Here is a 16,178-nt window from a genome sequence, read left to right as displayed (position 1 = left end):
AATGTACCCGCGGGAGCTCATCGAGTGTCGAACGAGGACACGGCCGGCGGCACCTGCCCTTTCATCCGTTCGAGTTCACGACGCGCCTGTGGTGCCAGCGCGCTGGTGGGATAGTCCACCAACAGCGTTTCGAAACGGGTGGTGGCTCCGGCTTTATCGCCGGAAGCGAGCAATGCGCGCGCCGAGGCCAGCAGCGCCTCCGCCGCCTCGGGACTCTTGGGCCAGGTCGCGATGATGCGATCCCACAGCGTCATTGCTTCGGCGCGCGGCGACAAGCGCGCGGCCAAGGAGAGCAGCGCCGGTGCCGCCGGTCCAACGGAATCGGATAGCAAAATGAAGCGCGCGGCGGCGCCGGCGGAATCGCGACGCGCCAGGGCGAGAAACGCCGCACCGAGTCCGGGCGATCGATCGACTCGCGTGCGGGCGAGAATACCCAGGGCGTCGACCAGTTCACCGCGTTGAGTCGCGGCACGTACCAAGCGCTTGCGGGCCGTGGCCAGATCGCCGTCGTACAGCGCCAGCCAGCCAGCCGTCTCGTCATCGTCTTCGAGGTCCGTGCCCTTCACCGCTTCCTTGGCGCGCGCGAGATCGCCCGCCCGCAGATACGCGCTCACCAACGGGCGCGCCATCGCCGTTCGGGCCGTTTCGTCGAGCAGCTTACCCGAGGCGTCGATGCGTTGCTGCGCCTCAGGGGCACGACCGAGCTCACCAAGGGCCGCGATTTCGATGGGCAGCAGCGCGCGGGCGCGTACCACGTCCGTGCCCGGCCCTCTGCCTTTCGCGAGCCGCAACGCGCCGTTCGCATCGCCAGCATTGAGTGCGGCCTGTGCGGCCCGCTGCTGCGCTTCGAGATCTCCGCGCTTCTCGAATACCGCACTCCACGCATCGCGCGCCACGAGCCACGACTGCGCGAGTTCGGCCCGTTCCCCGAAGGCGCGCCACGCGGCGGAGGTCGAATCATCGGCCTTCACCGACGACAACGCGAACCACGCGCGCCGGGGCTCGCCCCACGCCAACTCGAGCGCGGACAGCAAGCGACGCGGCGCCAACAGCGCGGGGTCGGCGAGCAACACGGTGCGAATGGAGTCGCGCGCCGGCGCCGGTGCGCGATTGAGCGCGAACATGGCCGCCGTTTCGAGATATGGCTCGTCGCGCAGCGCGTCGCGGAACGCCACGGCAGCCGCGTTCCATCGTGCAAGCGCCACGTGCAGCTGTGCCACTTCGCCGGAAAGCGCACCGCCAGTGCCCAGCAGGCGTCCCGCTTCACCGAGCACGGAGTCGGCGGCCTGCGCCCGCCCCTGTTGCAGCAGCAACCGCGCATACTCGCGGAACGGTGCACCGTCGTTGCCGGCCGCGCGACGCCAAGACGTAAATGCGATACGCGCTTCGTCGTCACGCCCGATGCCGACCAGCGCGCGCAACTGAATGCTGCGCGCCACGGGATCGGTGGGACGCAGCTGCACGACGCGTTGCACCACGGGGATGATGGAATCACGCATGCCCAACTCGGCCCACACGCGCTCGAGTCCCAGCAATGACAGCGCCACCTTGTCGCCGTCCGAATTACCCGGAATGAGCGCGCGCTGCAGCACCTGGCGATAGGCGAGGGCCGCCTTCTTCATGTCGCCTTTGTCTTCCGCGTCGAGCGCGGTGCCCAGCGCGTCAGCGCTATCGACACGCGTAGCCGCCGGTCGGGCCCCGCCCTGCGCCCGCGCCACCGCGGCCGGTGCCGCCGAGAGCGTCGAGAGCGCCAGCGCCACCAAAAGACAACGTGACATCGTCGGCATTCCGATCATCTTACGGCGGCGTCGTGCCATTGAGCCGGCGGAAATACTCGATCACGATGCGCCGCTCATCGGGGCCGAGGCCGCGCAGTTCATTCCAGGTGGGTGGTGCGAACTTGTTCGCCGCCTTACCCGACTGTGCCCCATCGACGCGCCCCGATGCACCGTTGCCGTTGGCGGCCTTCGCTTCGCGCGGTCCCTGATCGTCGCGCTCGTCCTGCTCCAGGAAGCGACCGGCGTCGAGCAGTCGGCGGTACAGCTGTTGCTGACGCGCCGCCACCGCGGGATCGATGCCGTTGCGTTCGATCTGCTGCGCGAGTGTCTGCGCCTCCTTGGCCAACGCATCGGTGCGCCCGGTTTGATCGGCGTCCGACACGTCGTTCAAGGAGCGCGCAACGTCACGCTGCTGCTTGGCCAACACGCGCGACTGCTGCCGCGCCGCATCACCCTTGGCACCGCCGGGCAACATATTGAGCCCCTGCATCTGACCGTTCAGCTGACCCTGCTGCTGCGCGAGCTGCTTGAGCTGCTCCATCATTTCGGTGAAGCCTGATGCCGATTGCGCGCCGTTCATCTTCTCGCGATCGCGCACCAGCGACGAGAGCGCCTGATTGAGCGCCTCGCTGGCATCCTTCATCGCGTTCTGCGCCTGCTCGCTTCCGCCGGGCTGTCCCGATTGCTGCATTTGCTGGGTGGCCTGTTCTACGCGTCGCTGCGCTTCGCCCATCGCCTTTTGTGAACGCTGCGACAACAGCGACGAACTCCGGCCGGCCTTCTCGAGCCGTTCGGCCGCCTGCTGCACACCTTGCTGCAGTGCGCTCTGTTCGCCCTGCATCCCTTGGGCGCCCTGGCTACGGGCCTTCTGCTCGAGCTCCGCCTGCTGACGCGCGAGCTGCATCGTTTCGTTGATCGACTGATCGAGCTCGCTCGATAGCTCGGTCTTCCACGCGTCGACCTGCGCATCGCGCGCCGCCGACAACTGCTGTGCGGCCTTGTCCATGGCGTCGGCGGCCTTCCGGGCCTGATCGCCCGGATTAGCCCCCTCTTGCCCCGCCTGCGGCTTACCACCAGACTGGTTTTGTCCTTGCTGACCGGGCTGCGGCGTGCCCTGTTGACCCTGCTGCCCGTTCGGCTGCGCGCTCGACTTCTCGGCGCCTGCCTTCTGTTCGCCCTGATTGCCCGGCTGTTTCTGGCCCGCGGCGCCGTCTCGACCAGGCTCCTTGCCCGCGGCATTCGGGTCCTTCTCGCCTGGCTTGGATTCACCGGATTCGCCCGACTTCGGCTCACCGGCCTGAGTCTGCGCGGCTTTCTGCGCCGCCTTCTGCATTTCGTTGGCGGCCTGATTCACCAACGGCTGCGCCGCGCGCGTTTTCGAAGCGCCTGGTTTCGCGCCCGCATCTTCAAGACGCTTGGCCAGCGCCTGCACTTCACGCTCGAGCTCACGGGCACGATCCGACAAGTCCTTCGGACTGGACGCCGCCCGTTCACTCTGGCGGCTCTCGCTCTGACGCCCATCCATGCGGTCGGCCGCCTGCGTCTGCTCCTTCGCCAAGTCTTTCGCGTCGTCGCGCAACGTCTGCATCGCGCCTTCGAGCGCCGCGCGCTTCAACATCTCGGCGCTTTTCTCCAGCTGCTCGCGCATTTGCTTCTGCTGCTCGCCCAACTGCTGCATCGACTTCTGCGCGTCCGTTCCGCTGAGGCGATCGGAATTTTTGCTGAGCTCCTCGAGCTGTTTCTGCATCTCGGGCGTCATCGCATCGCGTAGCAGTTTCTGAATGTCCTTCATGCGCGACGCCAGCGCGGTGTCGAGCGCGTTCGCGTTCTTCAAGCGCGATTCGAGTTCCTTCGCATTCTGCCGCAACGCGTCCACCTTGGCGCCCAGCTGCTGCTGATCCCGAGCGAGCTGCTTCGCCTTTTCGGCCGCCGAGAAGCTCATCGACTGGCTCTTGCCGCCGTCGCTCTTCGCATTGCCGTTCGCCTGCGCCTCCTCCGACTTGCCACCACCCTTCAAATCGCGATTCCGGGCGGCATTATCGGTGTTCTGCTGCAGCCGCTTTTCCTGCTGTGCCAGTTGCTGTGCCCGCGATGCCAGCGAGTCGGCCAAAGCGCGCGCCAGGGCGCGCTGTTCGGTGAGACTTGGCACGCGCAGCAAGACTTCCGCGCTAACCGTGGACTGACGCCACGGCGAATCGTCGGTAGCAATGGCGGTTACATGCAAACGATCGCCCGGTTCGAGCTTGCGTCCGTCCAGCGTAATCGACGCACCGCCTTCGAACAGCGGCGACGCCGGCGATGCGACATCGATGCGCTCCCGCGTGATCACGCCGGTTGCTCCCGCGCTCTCCCGCCACACCTGGAGCGACACGTTGCTCACGCCATGATCATCGCTGACGTCTACATAGACCGGCACGATACCGGTCGGACCAATCGCCGTATCCGATACCGGCGACACGATCGAAACGTCCGGCGCCTTGTCCGGCACCACCGTGAAGGCGAGAGCATCGGGTAGTTCCGGCGGCAGTGTCGCGGCATCGGCGCGCGGCGTTGCCGACGCGATCCAGCTCCAGCTGCCATCGCGGTCGAGCGCCAGAATCGCCGACACCGCCGCGCCGTTTTCTGACGCCGGGAAACGCACCGTATCACGACCATCGGTCAGCCGCGCATCCCGCGCACCGCCACGCAGCATCGCGGTTACGCGCACGCGAGTGCCGCGCGGTACGCGGAGTGGCGGCACTGGCTCCATCGCCTCATCGGTGCGCCCCAGATACGACGGATAGTCGGCGAACAGCGCGACGTCACCGATCCACCCACGATCGGCCACCGTGATGATGCCGTTCAGTTCGGGTGCCCGTCCGTCGTTCACGCGCACGGCGATCGGCGCCGAGGCGGCACCGAGGGCCAGCGTAGCCAGGCCATCGGCGCGCACCGCCAGTGTGGTGTCACGCCACGCTTCGCCTTCAGCACGTCGCGAGATGGTAACGCTGTTGCGTCCGTCGGCCCGCACGCGCAACGACACCGGCATACCTCGCGGCACGAGCGTCGGGAGATCGTCGAAACTGAGCGCCGGCAGCAGCGTACCACGCCAGGCGCGCACAGGATGTACGGTGGCCGCGAAGCCATCGGGTGCGCGACGCGCCGACCAGGACAACGCGCCCACCGTGATCGCGGCGGCAATTCCGGCAAACGTAACGGCGCGCCCGAGCCGCTGTCCCACCTGGGGCGCGAGGGCGCCCGGCGCCAACCGACGAGCGACATCCTGCGAGGCGCGCTCGCCGAGCGCACCGGCACCCGACACCTCCAGCGCACCGCGCAGCGAGCCCGCGCGCAACGCCTGCTCGCGTTCGATCGCCGCAGCGAGTGAGGTGAGCGAAAGCACGTCGGCGTTGCGTTGACGCAGCCGCCACACGAGACCGGCGGCGGCGGCCAGTGCACCGACCCACATCGCGAGCGGCACGGCGCGCGGCAATGTCATCCACCGACCGTCGGCCATCAGCCACGCACTGGCGACCAAGGCCAACGCGATCACACCGATCACGGCCAGCACCACCGCGGCCATCGAGCGGGCCCGCAACGTGGACTGTTCGCGGGCGAGTCGCGCCTCGAGTGTGTCGGCGACGATCGCCGTGGTTTGCAGCGCAGGGGCAGTCATGGTGTCACTCGGCTCGTGACCGCGTACGTGAACAGATTCACGCCCATGCGGATGGCCTGTTCGTGGAGCAGCGGCGGATCGGGATACGTGCCGACGTCTTCCCATCCGTTGCCGAGGTCGGCGGAGTAGGTGTAGTACACGGCGAGTCGGTTGCCGATGAAAATGCCCATGCCCTTCGCCGGCGTGCCGTCGTGCTCGTGCACCTTGGGCGGCCCATTCTCGAAGTTGTACACGAGATGGTAAATCGGGTGGCTGTACGGCACATCCCCCAGCGGTCGATCGGGAAACACCCGTTTGATTTCGCGACGGAAACTGTCGTCGAGCCCGTAGTTGTCGTCCACATGCAGGAATCCACCGCGCGTGAGATACTCACGGAGTCGCTTCACTTCGATCTCGCTGAGTTTCATCTCGCCGTGTCCGGTGATGTGCAGGAACGGAAAGTCGAAGAGCGACGAATCGGTGAACGTGACCTTCGCCTCGGTGCGCTCGATCGGCAGCGCGGTGCGCTCGGCGATCGCGCGGATCAGGTTGGGCAGACTGGATGGATTGGCATACCAGTCACCGCCGCCTTCGTACTGCACGCGGGCGATCGCCAAACGACCCGGACCACGAAGCGCATTGATGGTCACGTCTGCAGTCGTCACGGCGCGCGGCGCGAGCGCCAGCGACACACCGGCAACGGCGGCAAGCAGGACGTAGCGGAGGGAACGGCAGGCAAGAAGCCGCATCAGGTATCGTGAGCGAGTCGGTAGGCGAGATTGCGGCTGGCACCATGTTCGTCCATGAGACGCTGGACAATTTCGCGAGGGCGGAACCCTTCCTCGCGCAGTGCTACGGCCACGGCCTGAAGTCCGTCTTCACTCGGGGCGTCGACCGACGCGCCACCCAGAACGATCACGATTTCCCCGCGCGGTGGCGTGCCCTCGTAATACGCGGCCACCTCCTCAAGCGTTCCGCGTTTGACCTCTTCAAAATGCTTGGTCAGCTCCCGGGCCACCGCCACGGGGCGGGTGGTTCCGGCAATGAGAGCCAGATCACGCAACGTGTCGACGAGACGGTTGGGTGATTCATACAGCACCACGGCATGGGGTAGTCGAGCGGCGAGCGCCAGCTGCTCCTCCCGCTCCTTCCCCTTCCGCGGCGGAAATCCGAGCATCGTAAATGGGTGCGGCACCATGCCGGAGGCCACGAGCGCGGCCAGCACAGCAGACGCGCCTGGAATCGGCACGACACGCACCCCGGCGGCAGCAGCGGCTTGAGCCAGTCGGGCCCCTGGATCGGAGACCAATGGGGTGCCGGCATCACTGATCAAGGCGATCGCTGCCCCCTCGAGCAGTCGGGCCACGAGCCGCGGTAGGACGCTGGCTTCGTTGTGCTCGTGGACCGCGATCGTCGGTGTGCCGATGCCGTATCGGCTGAGCAGCGTTCTCGCATGCCGGGTGTCCTCACAGCAGATCACCGAGGCTTCCTTGAGCACGGCGAGGGCGCGCAGCGAGATGTCTCCCAGATTCCCGATCGGCGTGCTGACGATATGCAACGCCCCGGGGATGGCCGCGGACGGCCAGAGCGTCGCCGCCCGGTCGGCGAGATCGGAGGCGATGACCTCCGATTCGGCCGAGCCGGGCGCGTCGCCCACCTCGGTCAGGCGTGCTCCTTGAACTTCGCTTCGAGCGCCGGGCGCGGGACCGCGCCGACCACTTGATCAACCAGCTTGCCATCCTTGAAGAACAGGATTGTCGGAATCGAGCGCACGTTGAAGCGGGCGGCGGTCCGCTGATTATTGTCGACGTCGAGCTTGGCGACCTTCGCCTTGCCTGCGTACTCCGTCGCTAGCGCTTCCACGATGGGCGCGATCATGCGGCACGGCGCGCACCACGTGGCCCAGAAATCCACGACCGCGAGCCCTTCATACTGCTCGATCTCGGTCGCAAAGTTGTCATCCTTCACTTCAACTGCGTTCGCCATCATGTGCTCCGTTGGCGCGGCTTCCGGCGTCTACCGGTTGCTCTCGCGCCCGTCTGCAGGATTAGAATTCGGAATTCGTTCACGCCCGCATCGACTCCACCGACCATGACCGACTCCGTACGCCGCGGTACGCGCATCGCCCACATCGGGATCGCCGTGCGTGCCCTCGACGAGCTGCTTCCCTTCTACCGTGATGTCCTCGGCATGCCCGAGGTCCCACTAGACGATGCCGACGGCGCCACCATAGCGGGACTGGCGGCCGGCGAATCGCTGGTGGAGCTCCTCGAGGCGAAGGCCGACGACTCTCCCATTGGCAAATACGTCGCCAAACGGGGTCCCGGTATTCACCACGTGTGTTTCGCGGTGGACGACCTCGACGGCACCTTACAGCGCTGCCGTGACGCCGGCCTCCGACTTATCGACGAAACACCACGCGTGGGAGCGGAGGGCAAACGCATCGCGTTTCTCCATCCGAACGCCACCGGCGGGGTACTCGTCGAACTATCTGAATACTAGTCTGGGTGTCCAGCATCACTAGTCCAGTACGCTACCCGTCGACGCCAAAGGTGCCGGCCGCGCACTCAGCGGCAGAACTCCTTTAAAGGGAGGAGATTGATGTCCTCCACGAACCAGCGGCCACCGGGACCGCTGACCGTCACGATAGAGGTTTTAGCGCTACGCGGCCCCTGTGTGAGCTCGATCTGGAACTCCTGACGGCCGCCCGTCTGCAGCCGGGGGCGATCCTCGAGGAAGACCCATCTATCGTGCGTCAGTGTGCACTGCATGATGATCAGGCGCTTCTCGAGATCTTCGCGCTTCATCTGATCACGTGCGGCACCTTTAACGGTGCCCCAGATCGCACTCATGGTCTGGAGATCCTGCGCCTTGACAGCCCTCAGAAATCCTTCCACCGCGACCTTTCCGGTCGCCGCGCCAACGGCGTCCGGCGCCTCGCCGCGCACCGACGGTGCCGCCGCGCCCGGAATCGACGTTTCGGTGCTCTGGATAGTGCGGGTACAGGCACTCAGCCCGGTCGCCGCCGCAATCAGCAGAGCAGAGTACAGGAGCACACGATTCCGCATCATCTTACGCTGCACAGTACGCTGCACGCAGGCCTCCTACCCACGGTGTTGACCATCTTGACGGATCGGCATCCGGCGGGCCTGTGGTCCACAGGCACGAAAGACGGTCCCGTCCGTTCGTCGGGGAGAAAGGTACCCCACACGTTCTTCTACCGGATACCCCAGTGACGTCGCTTCGCTACCAGCGCCTCTATGTGAACATCGATCACGTCGCCACGGTCCGGCAGGCGCGTCGCAGCGCCGAGCCGGATCCGGTGGCCGCGGCCGTGCTGTGCGAGCGGGCCGGGGCTGACGGGATTACGGCCCACCTCCGGGAAGACCGGCGACACATTCAGGACGCGGATATCCATCGGCTCGCCGCCACCGTCACCACGGCCCTGAATCTGGAGTGCGCCGCCACCGACGAGATGTTAGCCTTGGCCGAGGCCCTCCGCCCGGTCGCGGTCACGCTCGTGCCCGAGCGCCGCGAAGAAGTGACCACCGAGGGTGGCCTCGACCTGGTCCGCTCAGCGCCCCAGCTGCGGGAGTCGATCGCCCGTCTGAAACGCGTGGGGGTGCGCACCAGTCTGTTCATCGATCCTGCGGCCGAGGCCGTTCGCGCGGCGCACGCACTGGGCACCGATGCCGTCGAGTTGCACACCGGTCAGTACGCGCACGCGCCGGGAGATCCGCGCACGTTGCGGGCGCTGGCCGAGTCGGCCGCGCTGGCATCGTCGTTGGGGATGGCCGTGCACGCTGGTCACGGCTTGTCGGTGCAAAACGTCGGACCGGTCGCCGCAATTCCGGAGATCGAAGAATTGAACATCGGGCACGCGATCGTCGGACGCGCCATCTTTGTCGGACTGGCGGAAGCCGTACGCGAAATTCGTCAAGCGATGGACGACGCGCGTGAGGCCGACCGTTTTTGAGTCATCACTGGATTCACCTTCTTCGCCCGAGCCGCCGCGCATGAGTGCACCGCACGCCCTCATCGAGTTCTTCCAGAAGGAAGCGATGGAGTATCTCGGCCGCCTCGACCAGATGATGGCCGACGCGGAGGAGCAGACGCCGGACGCCGCGGCGTTTCTCACAAACGCACGAGCACTCCGCGGCAGCGCGACGATGACGCGACTGGAAGGACTGCCGGATCTCGCCTCGACGATCGAACGGATCGCGACGGGATTGCGCGACAACGAGCTGCGATGGGATCAGCGTCTGCACTTCGCGGTGCGCGGCGCGCTGGTGGAACTGCGCGCGCTCGTGGAGCGGGCGGGCGTGTGGACCGACGCTGAACAACGTCGCAGTCGAACGCAGTCAGTCGCCCTGGCGGCCGTCGCAGCCGGCTATCTGGCCACCGACACGCCGGCCGCGTCGCCCGCCACGCAGGTCGTGCCGATCGCACGCTTCTTTCCTGACGACGGCATGCCCGCGATTCTGCAGCGCAACGCGGAGCCGCCGATCACGTTGGCGCAGCGCTTCCGCACCGATATCGCCGCGGCGGCGGATGGCGTGGCGCGCGAAGCCGTGGCGTTGGCCACCAGCAGTGCGGGTCCGTCGCAGCTCGCGCTGGCCGACGGGGTGCGCCGCTCGCTGTTGGGATTGGCCGATGTGGCCGAGAGCTATGGTGCCGCGAGCATCGCGAATCTCGCCACCCGCATGGCGCGCGCGCCGCTGGCATCGGCGCATGAGCGCCAGGGTGTACAAAGTGTGGCACGCCTGCTGATGGATCGCGAGATCACCGATCAGCAGCTGGCGCAGCAGGTGAAGCAGGCCAGTATCAGTTGGGCTGGCACGCTCGCTGCGGAACCAGCGGTCGCCCCCGCCGTGATTCCCATCGAGTCGCTGCTCTATCGTGGCCATTCGGCCATCACGCGCGCGCGAAAAGTGCGCGACGAACTCAAGACGCATTGGCAGCGCGGCACGCTCGCCGAGCCCGCGGCGCACTCCCTGTTCGAAGAGCTGTCGGATTTGCTGGATCTCGCGGTGACCACGTGACGTCTGTGCGGCGGCGAACGCGGTGAAGGTGGACTGGAAAAGCGGACTGGGGTTCGCGTTCAGCGCGGTCCTGCTCTGGTGGTCACTCAAGGGTGTCAACCTTGGTGACGTCTGGTCGGTGTTGCGCACGTCCAACGTGCTCCTGTTTGCGCTCAGCCCGATCGTCGGCACCTGCATCTTTCCGCTACGCGCGCGACGCTGGCGCACGATTCTCGAACCGGTCGCCGGGCGCATTGCGTTCGGCCCGCTGTGGCGGAGCACGGCGATCGGGATGATGATGAACAACGTCTTCCCGTTCCGCGCCGGCGAGTTCGCCCGCGCCTTTTCGCTCACGCGCGAAGTGCCCCGCTTGCCCGTCACGACGGCGCTCGGTTCCCTCGCCGTCGATCGGATCTTCGATGCGATCGTCATCTTCGCGATGATGTTCGCGGCCATGCTCGATCCGCGGTTCCCATCTGGGGTCACGCTCGCCGGTCGCACGGTTCCGCAACTTGCCCAGTTCGGTGTGGCGGCGATGCTCGTGCTGCTCGTCGTCTGCTACGCCATGGTGATGCAAGCCCCGCGTGTTCTGTCGATCGTGCGATGGTTCGCGCATCGCGTGTTGCCACGCTTTGCAGACGCGATCGTAGGCTTCGTCGAGAACGCGATGGGCGGGCTGGCAGTGCTCCGCGATGGCCGTCGCTTTCTGGCCGTGCTCGGGTGGGCGATCGCCCACTGGGTGGTCAATGCACTCGCCATGTACATCGGGTTTGTAGCCGTCGGCATGGATATCCCGATCAGCGCGGCGTTTTTCCTGCAAGGCGTCGTGGCACTGGCCGTGGCCGTCCCCAGTTCGCCCGGCTTTTTCGGCGTCTTCGAGCTGTCCTCGGTGCTGGGTCTGGCGGTCTACGGCGTGAACGACAAGCTGGCGGTCAGCTGGGCGCTCGCGTATCACCTGCTCAGCTTCATCCCCATCACGATTATCGGCGCCGTGTACTTCGCGCGCCTCGGGCTCAGTGTGGGCACGTTAAGCGGCAAGCGCACCGAGGTCGCGCGTTCGTGATCGGCGAATCGCGCACCGAATGCGCCTACGCGAAAATCAACCTGGTGCTCAAACTTCTGGCGCGTGAAGCCAGTGGCTATCACGGCATCGAAACGCTCTTTCAACTGCTCGACCTGCACGACCTCGTGCAGGTACGTGTGGGCACGATGACGCCGGCACTCACCTGCGCCGGCCCCACGATACCCGCTGGCGGCCTCGGAGCGGTCGAGCAGAATCTGGCCTGGCGGGCGGCGGTCGCGTACACCGCTGCCAGTGGCTGGCAGACCGGCTGGGACATCCACATCGAGAAGCATATTCCGGTGGGCGGCGGACTCGGTGGCGGCAGTGCCGACGCGGCCGCCGTATTGCGCGCCCTCGAAGCAATGAGTCCCACGCCGCTCGGCGCCAAGCAACTGCTCGCCCTCGCCGGTACGCTTGGCGCCGACGTACCCTTTCTCGTAAGCGGCCACTCGCTGGCGTGGGCGTGGGGACGCGGCGACCGCCTGCTGACGCTGCCCGCACTCCCGCGGGCGGTCGTGTGGTTGGCCACCTTCGCCGAAGGCGTGAACACCGGCGCCGCCTACGGCGCGTTCGCGCAGGCACGCGAGGCCAACGGCGAGACTGCGCCGGCCTTCGCCTACCCGGCGTCGGCGTTCGCGAGTTGGGACGCCATTGCCGCACTCGCGATGAACGACTTCGAACCGGTGGTCAGCGCAATGCACGCCGGCGTTGCCGCCATCCTGCCGGGCTTTCGCGCGATCGCGGCCGAGAGGCGCGCCAGCGGCTCACCGGCGATCGGTATGATGAGCGGAAGCGGCGCGACCTGCTTTTTGTTGCTGTCGGAGGGCGCGATGGGCCTGCAGACCGACGGGTCGGCCGCCGTGCTCTGGACGTCCACGCGATAATCAGAACATCGCGACGCGAACCGGACGTTCGGTTGCACTCGCCGCGCGCGTAACGAGCCAGCGGAGTTGCTGGCTTCATTGGGCGACAGACTCAGGAAGGCGACGCAGGACAAACATTGCGCCAATAATCGACTGCCACGTCGAGCGCCGTGGCATTCACGCGGCGGGGAGATACACCTCAAACGTCGACCCGCGCCCAACAGTTGACTCAAGAAGGACATCGCCGGCAACCTCTTTCGCAATGCCGTGCACGGTGGCGAGACCGAGCCCGGTGCCCTGCCCAACCGACTTGGTCGTGAAGAACGGCTCGAAGATCGAATCACGAATCTCGGACGGGATGCCCATGCCGGTGTCGGCCACGATCAGCCGTATGTACTCACCGGGCGCGAGCGAGTTTCGGGGGCGTCCGGCTTGCGGCAGCGACACGAGATCGAGCGACACGGCAATGCGCCCGCCGGCGTCGCTCGCATCACGCGCGTTGGCCACGAGGTTGATCACGATCTGCTCGAACTGCGCCGGGTCCATGAGCAATGACGCGCCGCGTGCCGACGCCGACAGTTGCAGTTCGATGGACGCGCCCGCCATCACGCGCAGGAGCGCGTCCAGTGAATGCAATCGGGCCGCCGGATCAAAGTGCACCAGTGCCGTGGGGCGCGCCCGCGCGAACGTGAGCAGCTGCGCCGTCAGTGAACGCCCATGCTGCATCGCGGCGCCCACTTCGCCGTGCGCATCGCCGCGCACGTCGCCGCGCGCATCACGCGGCAAACGCTCGCGCAGCGATTCCAAGGTCAAGCCGAGCACCTGCAACACGTTGTTCATGTCATGCGCGACCGCCGCCGCCATGCGTCCCAGACTCTCCATGCGTTCGCCCTGGGCGAGCCGCTGCTGCACCCGCGCCAGCTCGGCCGCCTGTCGTTCCATCAGCACGACTTCCTCGGCCGTACTGGCGAGCAGCGCGAACACGCCGGCCGCAGAGACGAACAACACGTCGAGCGTGACGATCACGATCACGCCCGACAGTGGAAGGTCGGGCATGCCCACGCGGAGTCCGAGCAGCACCGCGAACAACTGGCGTGCGGCAAGTGACGTCAGACCGATAAATAACAGCTGCAAGGCAGCGTGATGCTCGCGCGCATTACGCCACGCCCGCCACGCCATCACGGCCGGTATCGACAGCACGATCAGCTGTGTCACACGACTCCAGCTCACCGTGAGCACCCGGAACTCGGGGAAGAGCGTCGCCGATCCGAACACCCCGACCGCGTAGAACAGCAGCACGGCGACGCCCCACTGCAGCGCCTTGGACGCAATGTTCTGGCTCGGCGCCGCCGGCCGCAGCAACGACGTAATGGCCCGCTGCACGAACGGTATGCCGGCGGCCATCGCGGAGACCGACAACGCCGTGATCGCGCGCGACAGCGTGCGCTCGTTCCAGACCGCGCCGCTCCACGAGGAAAAAATGCTCAGGAATACGGCAAGAGCGAGGAGCGCCCAGTAGCCGGCGATGGCCCGCATGCCCGGCCGGTCAAAGTGCCGCGCCACGCCCTGTTGCGCGACAGCAAATCCGATGATCACGGCGCTCTGCAGCAGCGTCGAGCCCAGATTGATCTGATCGAACGACGGCAGCGAATCAAACCCGCTCAGCAACGCCAACGAAACTCCGGAATACAGAGTGATGAACGGCTGCCTGAGCGGGGCATCACTGGCAAAGTAATCCTCACGAGGCTTCGTCTCCGCTCGTCAACGTAGCGCACCACTCAGCATCAGGCCAGCGCCACCTGCGCTGGCGGAGTGCCGCGATCACGGGTTTGACGGTACTCGCCGTCGGCCTGCAATTCCCAGGCGGTGCCGTCGCGCAGATACGCCTCCAGAATTGCATCGAGCCGGGCATGGCATGACGCGCCGGGCACCGGCACCAGCACCTCAACGCGCCGGCGCAGATTGCGCGAGCGGAGGTCGGATGACCCCAGAAGATATTCCGGCTCTCCGCCGTTCTCGAAGCGGTAAATGCGCGAATGTTCGAGCAAGCGTCCCACGACGGAGATCACGCGGATGCGGTCGGAGACGCCGGGAACGCCCGGTCGCAGGATACAGATGCCGCGCACGATCAAGTCCACCTCCACGCCCGCCTGCGAGGCCCGTTCGAAGGCGTGAACCATCTCGCGGTCTCCGAGTCCGTTGATCTTGATGGTGATCCGCGCGGGCGCGCCGGCCTTCGCGTGCTGAATCTCGCGTTCGATGCGCTCCAGTAATCCGGTCAGCAGCTGTTGCGGAGCCACCAGCGCGCCGTGCGGCAGCGCCGTCGGTGGCGCGTGGCGCTCGGTAAGTCCGGCGAACAGCACGTCCATTGCATCGGCGAGATCTGTCCGCGCGGAGAACAGACTGAGGTCGGTATACTGTCGACCGGATCGCGGATTGTAGTTGCCCGTGCCCACGTGGACATAGCGCACGGTGGTGTCGCCCTCCAGTCGCGTGACCATGGCGACCTTCGCGTGCACCTTGAGACCCGCAATGCCGTACGTCACATCAACGCCCGCCGCCTCGAGCGCACGCGACCATTGCACGTTGTGCACTTCGTCGAAGCGCGCTTTGAGTTCGACTATCACCGCCACTCGCTTTCCGGAGCTGGCCGCCTGTACCAGTGCGTCCACTATGGGCGACGGGTTCCCCACCCGATAGAGCGTCGCTTTGATCGACGTGACAGCGGGATCGGCGGCGGCCTGTTGAAAGAAGCGCACCACACTGTCGTCGAAGGCATCGAACGGATGATGCAACAGTAGGTCGCCATCACGCAGCAGGGCAAAGATCGAACGCTCACCGACGGGCAACCGGGCCGTCATTGGCGGAAATTCAAGGGCATGGTCATCGGGCAGCGGCAGCGACTGCAGACAGCGCAGGTCGAGCAACCCGTCCACGTGCTGCACCGACTCCACCGTGAGCTCCATATCGCGACCGATCGCCTCACGTCGCAACGTGTCGAGGATCAGCGCGCCGACCGCGTCGGGCATGCTGCGCTCCACCTCCACGCGCACCGCTGGATTGTGCACCCGTCGTTCAGTGGCCAACGCCACGGCGCCGAGCACGCTGCCCGTTTCGTCGTCCATGATGGGCAGGTCGCCGCCGCGTGTCACCCGGAACAGATACGCGCTGTCGACGATCGTGCCGGGATGAAGCAGGTGCGCGTTCGCCCGCAACACTTCCTCGATTGCGATCACCGCACCCACGCGATCCGGCACTGCCAGCAGGCGCGGCATGTCGACCGGCAGATCATGCTCGGCCAGATGCAGTCGCTCACCCTCAGCCCGGCGGAACAGCACCGCGAGAAAGAGTCCGAGATGCGGCAGATGCGGCAGTGGATGCCCAGGACTGAGCGTGATCGCCAGCGGTCGCAGATCCGGTTGAATGTCTTCGAGATACTGCACACGCAACAGATGCTGCTCATCGACGGTCAGCTCGCGCCACGAGAGCAGCCGCACGCCCACGCGCGCCGCCTCGCGCAGGCACTCCGTCGCGCAACGTGACTGCCGCACGATGAGCGCATCGATGCCACGCTCCACCGCCAACAACCGCTCGGTGGCCTGCCCAGCTTCATCGACCGCCGCGCGGCGCAGCTCGGCCATGCGCACCATGTACAGCTCGTCGATGTTGCTGGTCACGATGCCCAGAAAGCGCAGCCGCTCCAACAATGGCACGGCGTGATCTTCGGCCAACGCGAGAACCCGACTCTGAAAGGCCAGGAGACTCAGTTCGAGGTCGATCTCCACGTCGTCGGATAAAATGGTGGGCATTCGCGACCTA

General features: G+C 66.4%; 13 protein-coding genes. 5 read left to right on the top strand and 8 right to left on the bottom strand.

What is annotated here, in order from left to right:
• Positions 1–17: 17 nt before the first annotated feature.
• From ACLL97_RS12645 to trxA, 5 genes are read right to left on the bottom strand one after another with little or no spacing between them, the layout of a single operon-like run.
• Positions 18–1,778, bottom strand: a complete 1,761-nt coding sequence (locus tag ACLL97_RS12645) for a tetratricopeptide repeat protein (protein WP_411280830.1) — start codon at positions 1,776–1,778, stop codon at positions 18–20.
• A gap of 19 nt (positions 1,779–1,797) precedes the next feature.
• Positions 1,798–5,433, bottom strand: a complete 3,636-nt coding sequence (locus ACLL97_RS12640) for a hypothetical protein (RefSeq protein WP_411280829.1) — start codon at positions 5,431–5,433, stop codon at positions 1,798–1,800.
• Positions 5,430–6,161 carry a DUF4159 domain-containing protein gene (locus ACLL97_RS12635; protein WP_411280828.1) on the bottom strand — a complete coding sequence of 244 codons (732 nt, stop codon included), beginning with the start codon at positions 6,159–6,161 and terminating at the stop codon, positions 5,430–5,432. The genes ACLL97_RS12640 and ACLL97_RS12635 overlap by 4 nt, the downstream gene beginning before the upstream one ends.
• On the bottom strand, positions 6,161–7,069 hold the full coding sequence (rsmI, locus tag ACLL97_RS12630) for a 16S rRNA (cytidine(1402)-2'-O)-methyltransferase (protein WP_411280827.1): 909 nt from the start codon (positions 7,067–7,069) through the stop codon (positions 6,161–6,163). Before rsmI ends, ACLL97_RS12635 begins: the two co-directional genes overlap by 1 nt.
• Positions 7,070–7,074: 5 nt before the next feature.
• On the bottom strand, positions 7,075–7,398 hold the full coding sequence (trxA, locus tag ACLL97_RS12625) for a thioredoxin (RefSeq protein WP_411280858.1): 324 nt from the start codon (positions 7,396–7,398) through the stop codon (positions 7,075–7,077).
• Between the two features lie 105 nt (positions 7,399–7,503).
• Between trxA and mce the strand changes: the two genes are divergently transcribed.
• Positions 7,504–7,914, top strand: a complete 411-nt coding sequence (gene mce / locus ACLL97_RS12620) for a methylmalonyl-CoA epimerase (RefSeq protein ID WP_411280826.1) — start codon at positions 7,504–7,506, stop codon at positions 7,912–7,914.
• A gap of 65 nt (positions 7,915–7,979) precedes the next feature.
• On the opposite strand, the gene ACLL97_RS12615 is transcribed toward mce, so the two are convergent.
• A complete protein-coding gene (locus ACLL97_RS12615) occupies positions 7,980–8,507 on the bottom strand; it encodes a hypothetical protein (RefSeq protein ID WP_411280825.1) in 528 nt (175 codons plus the stop codon).
• A gap of 137 nt (positions 8,508–8,644) precedes the next feature.
• Here ACLL97_RS12615 and ACLL97_RS12610 point away from each other — a divergent pair, with 137 nt between their 5' ends.
• Genes ACLL97_RS12610 through ispE form a run of 4 tightly spaced genes read left to right on the top strand, consistent with a single transcriptional unit; the run spans position 8,645 to position 12,380 of the window.
• Positions 8,645–9,388 (top strand): pyridoxine 5'-phosphate synthase, encoded by a 744-nt coding sequence (locus tag ACLL97_RS12610; protein WP_411280824.1) that lies wholly within the window; start codon positions 8,645–8,647, stop codon positions 9,386–9,388.
• Positions 9,389–9,428: 40 nt separating this feature from the next.
• Complete coding sequence (locus ACLL97_RS12605; protein ID WP_411280823.1) at positions 9,429–10,454, top strand: hypothetical protein; 1,026 nt, start codon at positions 9,429–9,431, stop codon at positions 10,452–10,454.
• A 22-nt stretch (positions 10,455–10,476) separates the two neighbouring features.
• Positions 10,477–11,496: a lysylphosphatidylglycerol synthase transmembrane domain-containing protein gene (locus ACLL97_RS12600; RefSeq protein WP_411280822.1), complete on the top strand. Its 1,020-nt coding sequence runs from the start codon at positions 10,477–10,479 to the stop codon at positions 11,494–11,496.
• Positions 11,493–12,380, top strand: coding sequence for a 4-(cytidine 5'-diphospho)-2-C-methyl-D-erythritol kinase (gene ispE, locus ACLL97_RS12595; protein WP_411280821.1), 888 nt, complete (start codon positions 11,493–11,495; stop codon positions 12,378–12,380). The genes ACLL97_RS12600 and ispE overlap by 4 nt, the downstream gene beginning before the upstream one ends.
• A gap of 156 nt (positions 12,381–12,536) precedes the next feature.
• Here ispE and ACLL97_RS12590 read toward each other — a convergent pair whose 3' ends face one another.
• Complete coding sequence (locus tag ACLL97_RS12590; protein ID WP_411280820.1) at positions 12,537–14,033, bottom strand: sensor histidine kinase; 1,497 nt, start codon at positions 14,031–14,033, stop codon at positions 12,537–12,539.
• Between the two features lie 110 nt (positions 14,034–14,143).
• The gene (gene ppk1, locus ACLL97_RS12585; protein WP_411280819.1) at positions 14,144–16,168 is read right to left on the bottom strand and encodes a polyphosphate kinase 1; all 2,025 of its coding nucleotides are present in this window, start codon (positions 16,166–16,168) and stop codon (positions 14,144–14,146) included.
• Positions 16,169–16,178 lie beyond the last annotated feature (10 nt).

The sequence above is a fragment of the Gemmatimonas sp. genome (assembly GCF_046594945.1).
Lineage (GTDB): Bacteria > Gemmatimonadota > Gemmatimonadetes > Gemmatimonadales > Gemmatimonadaceae > Gemmatimonas.
This window is presented reverse-complemented; position numbering and strand designations above follow the sequence as displayed.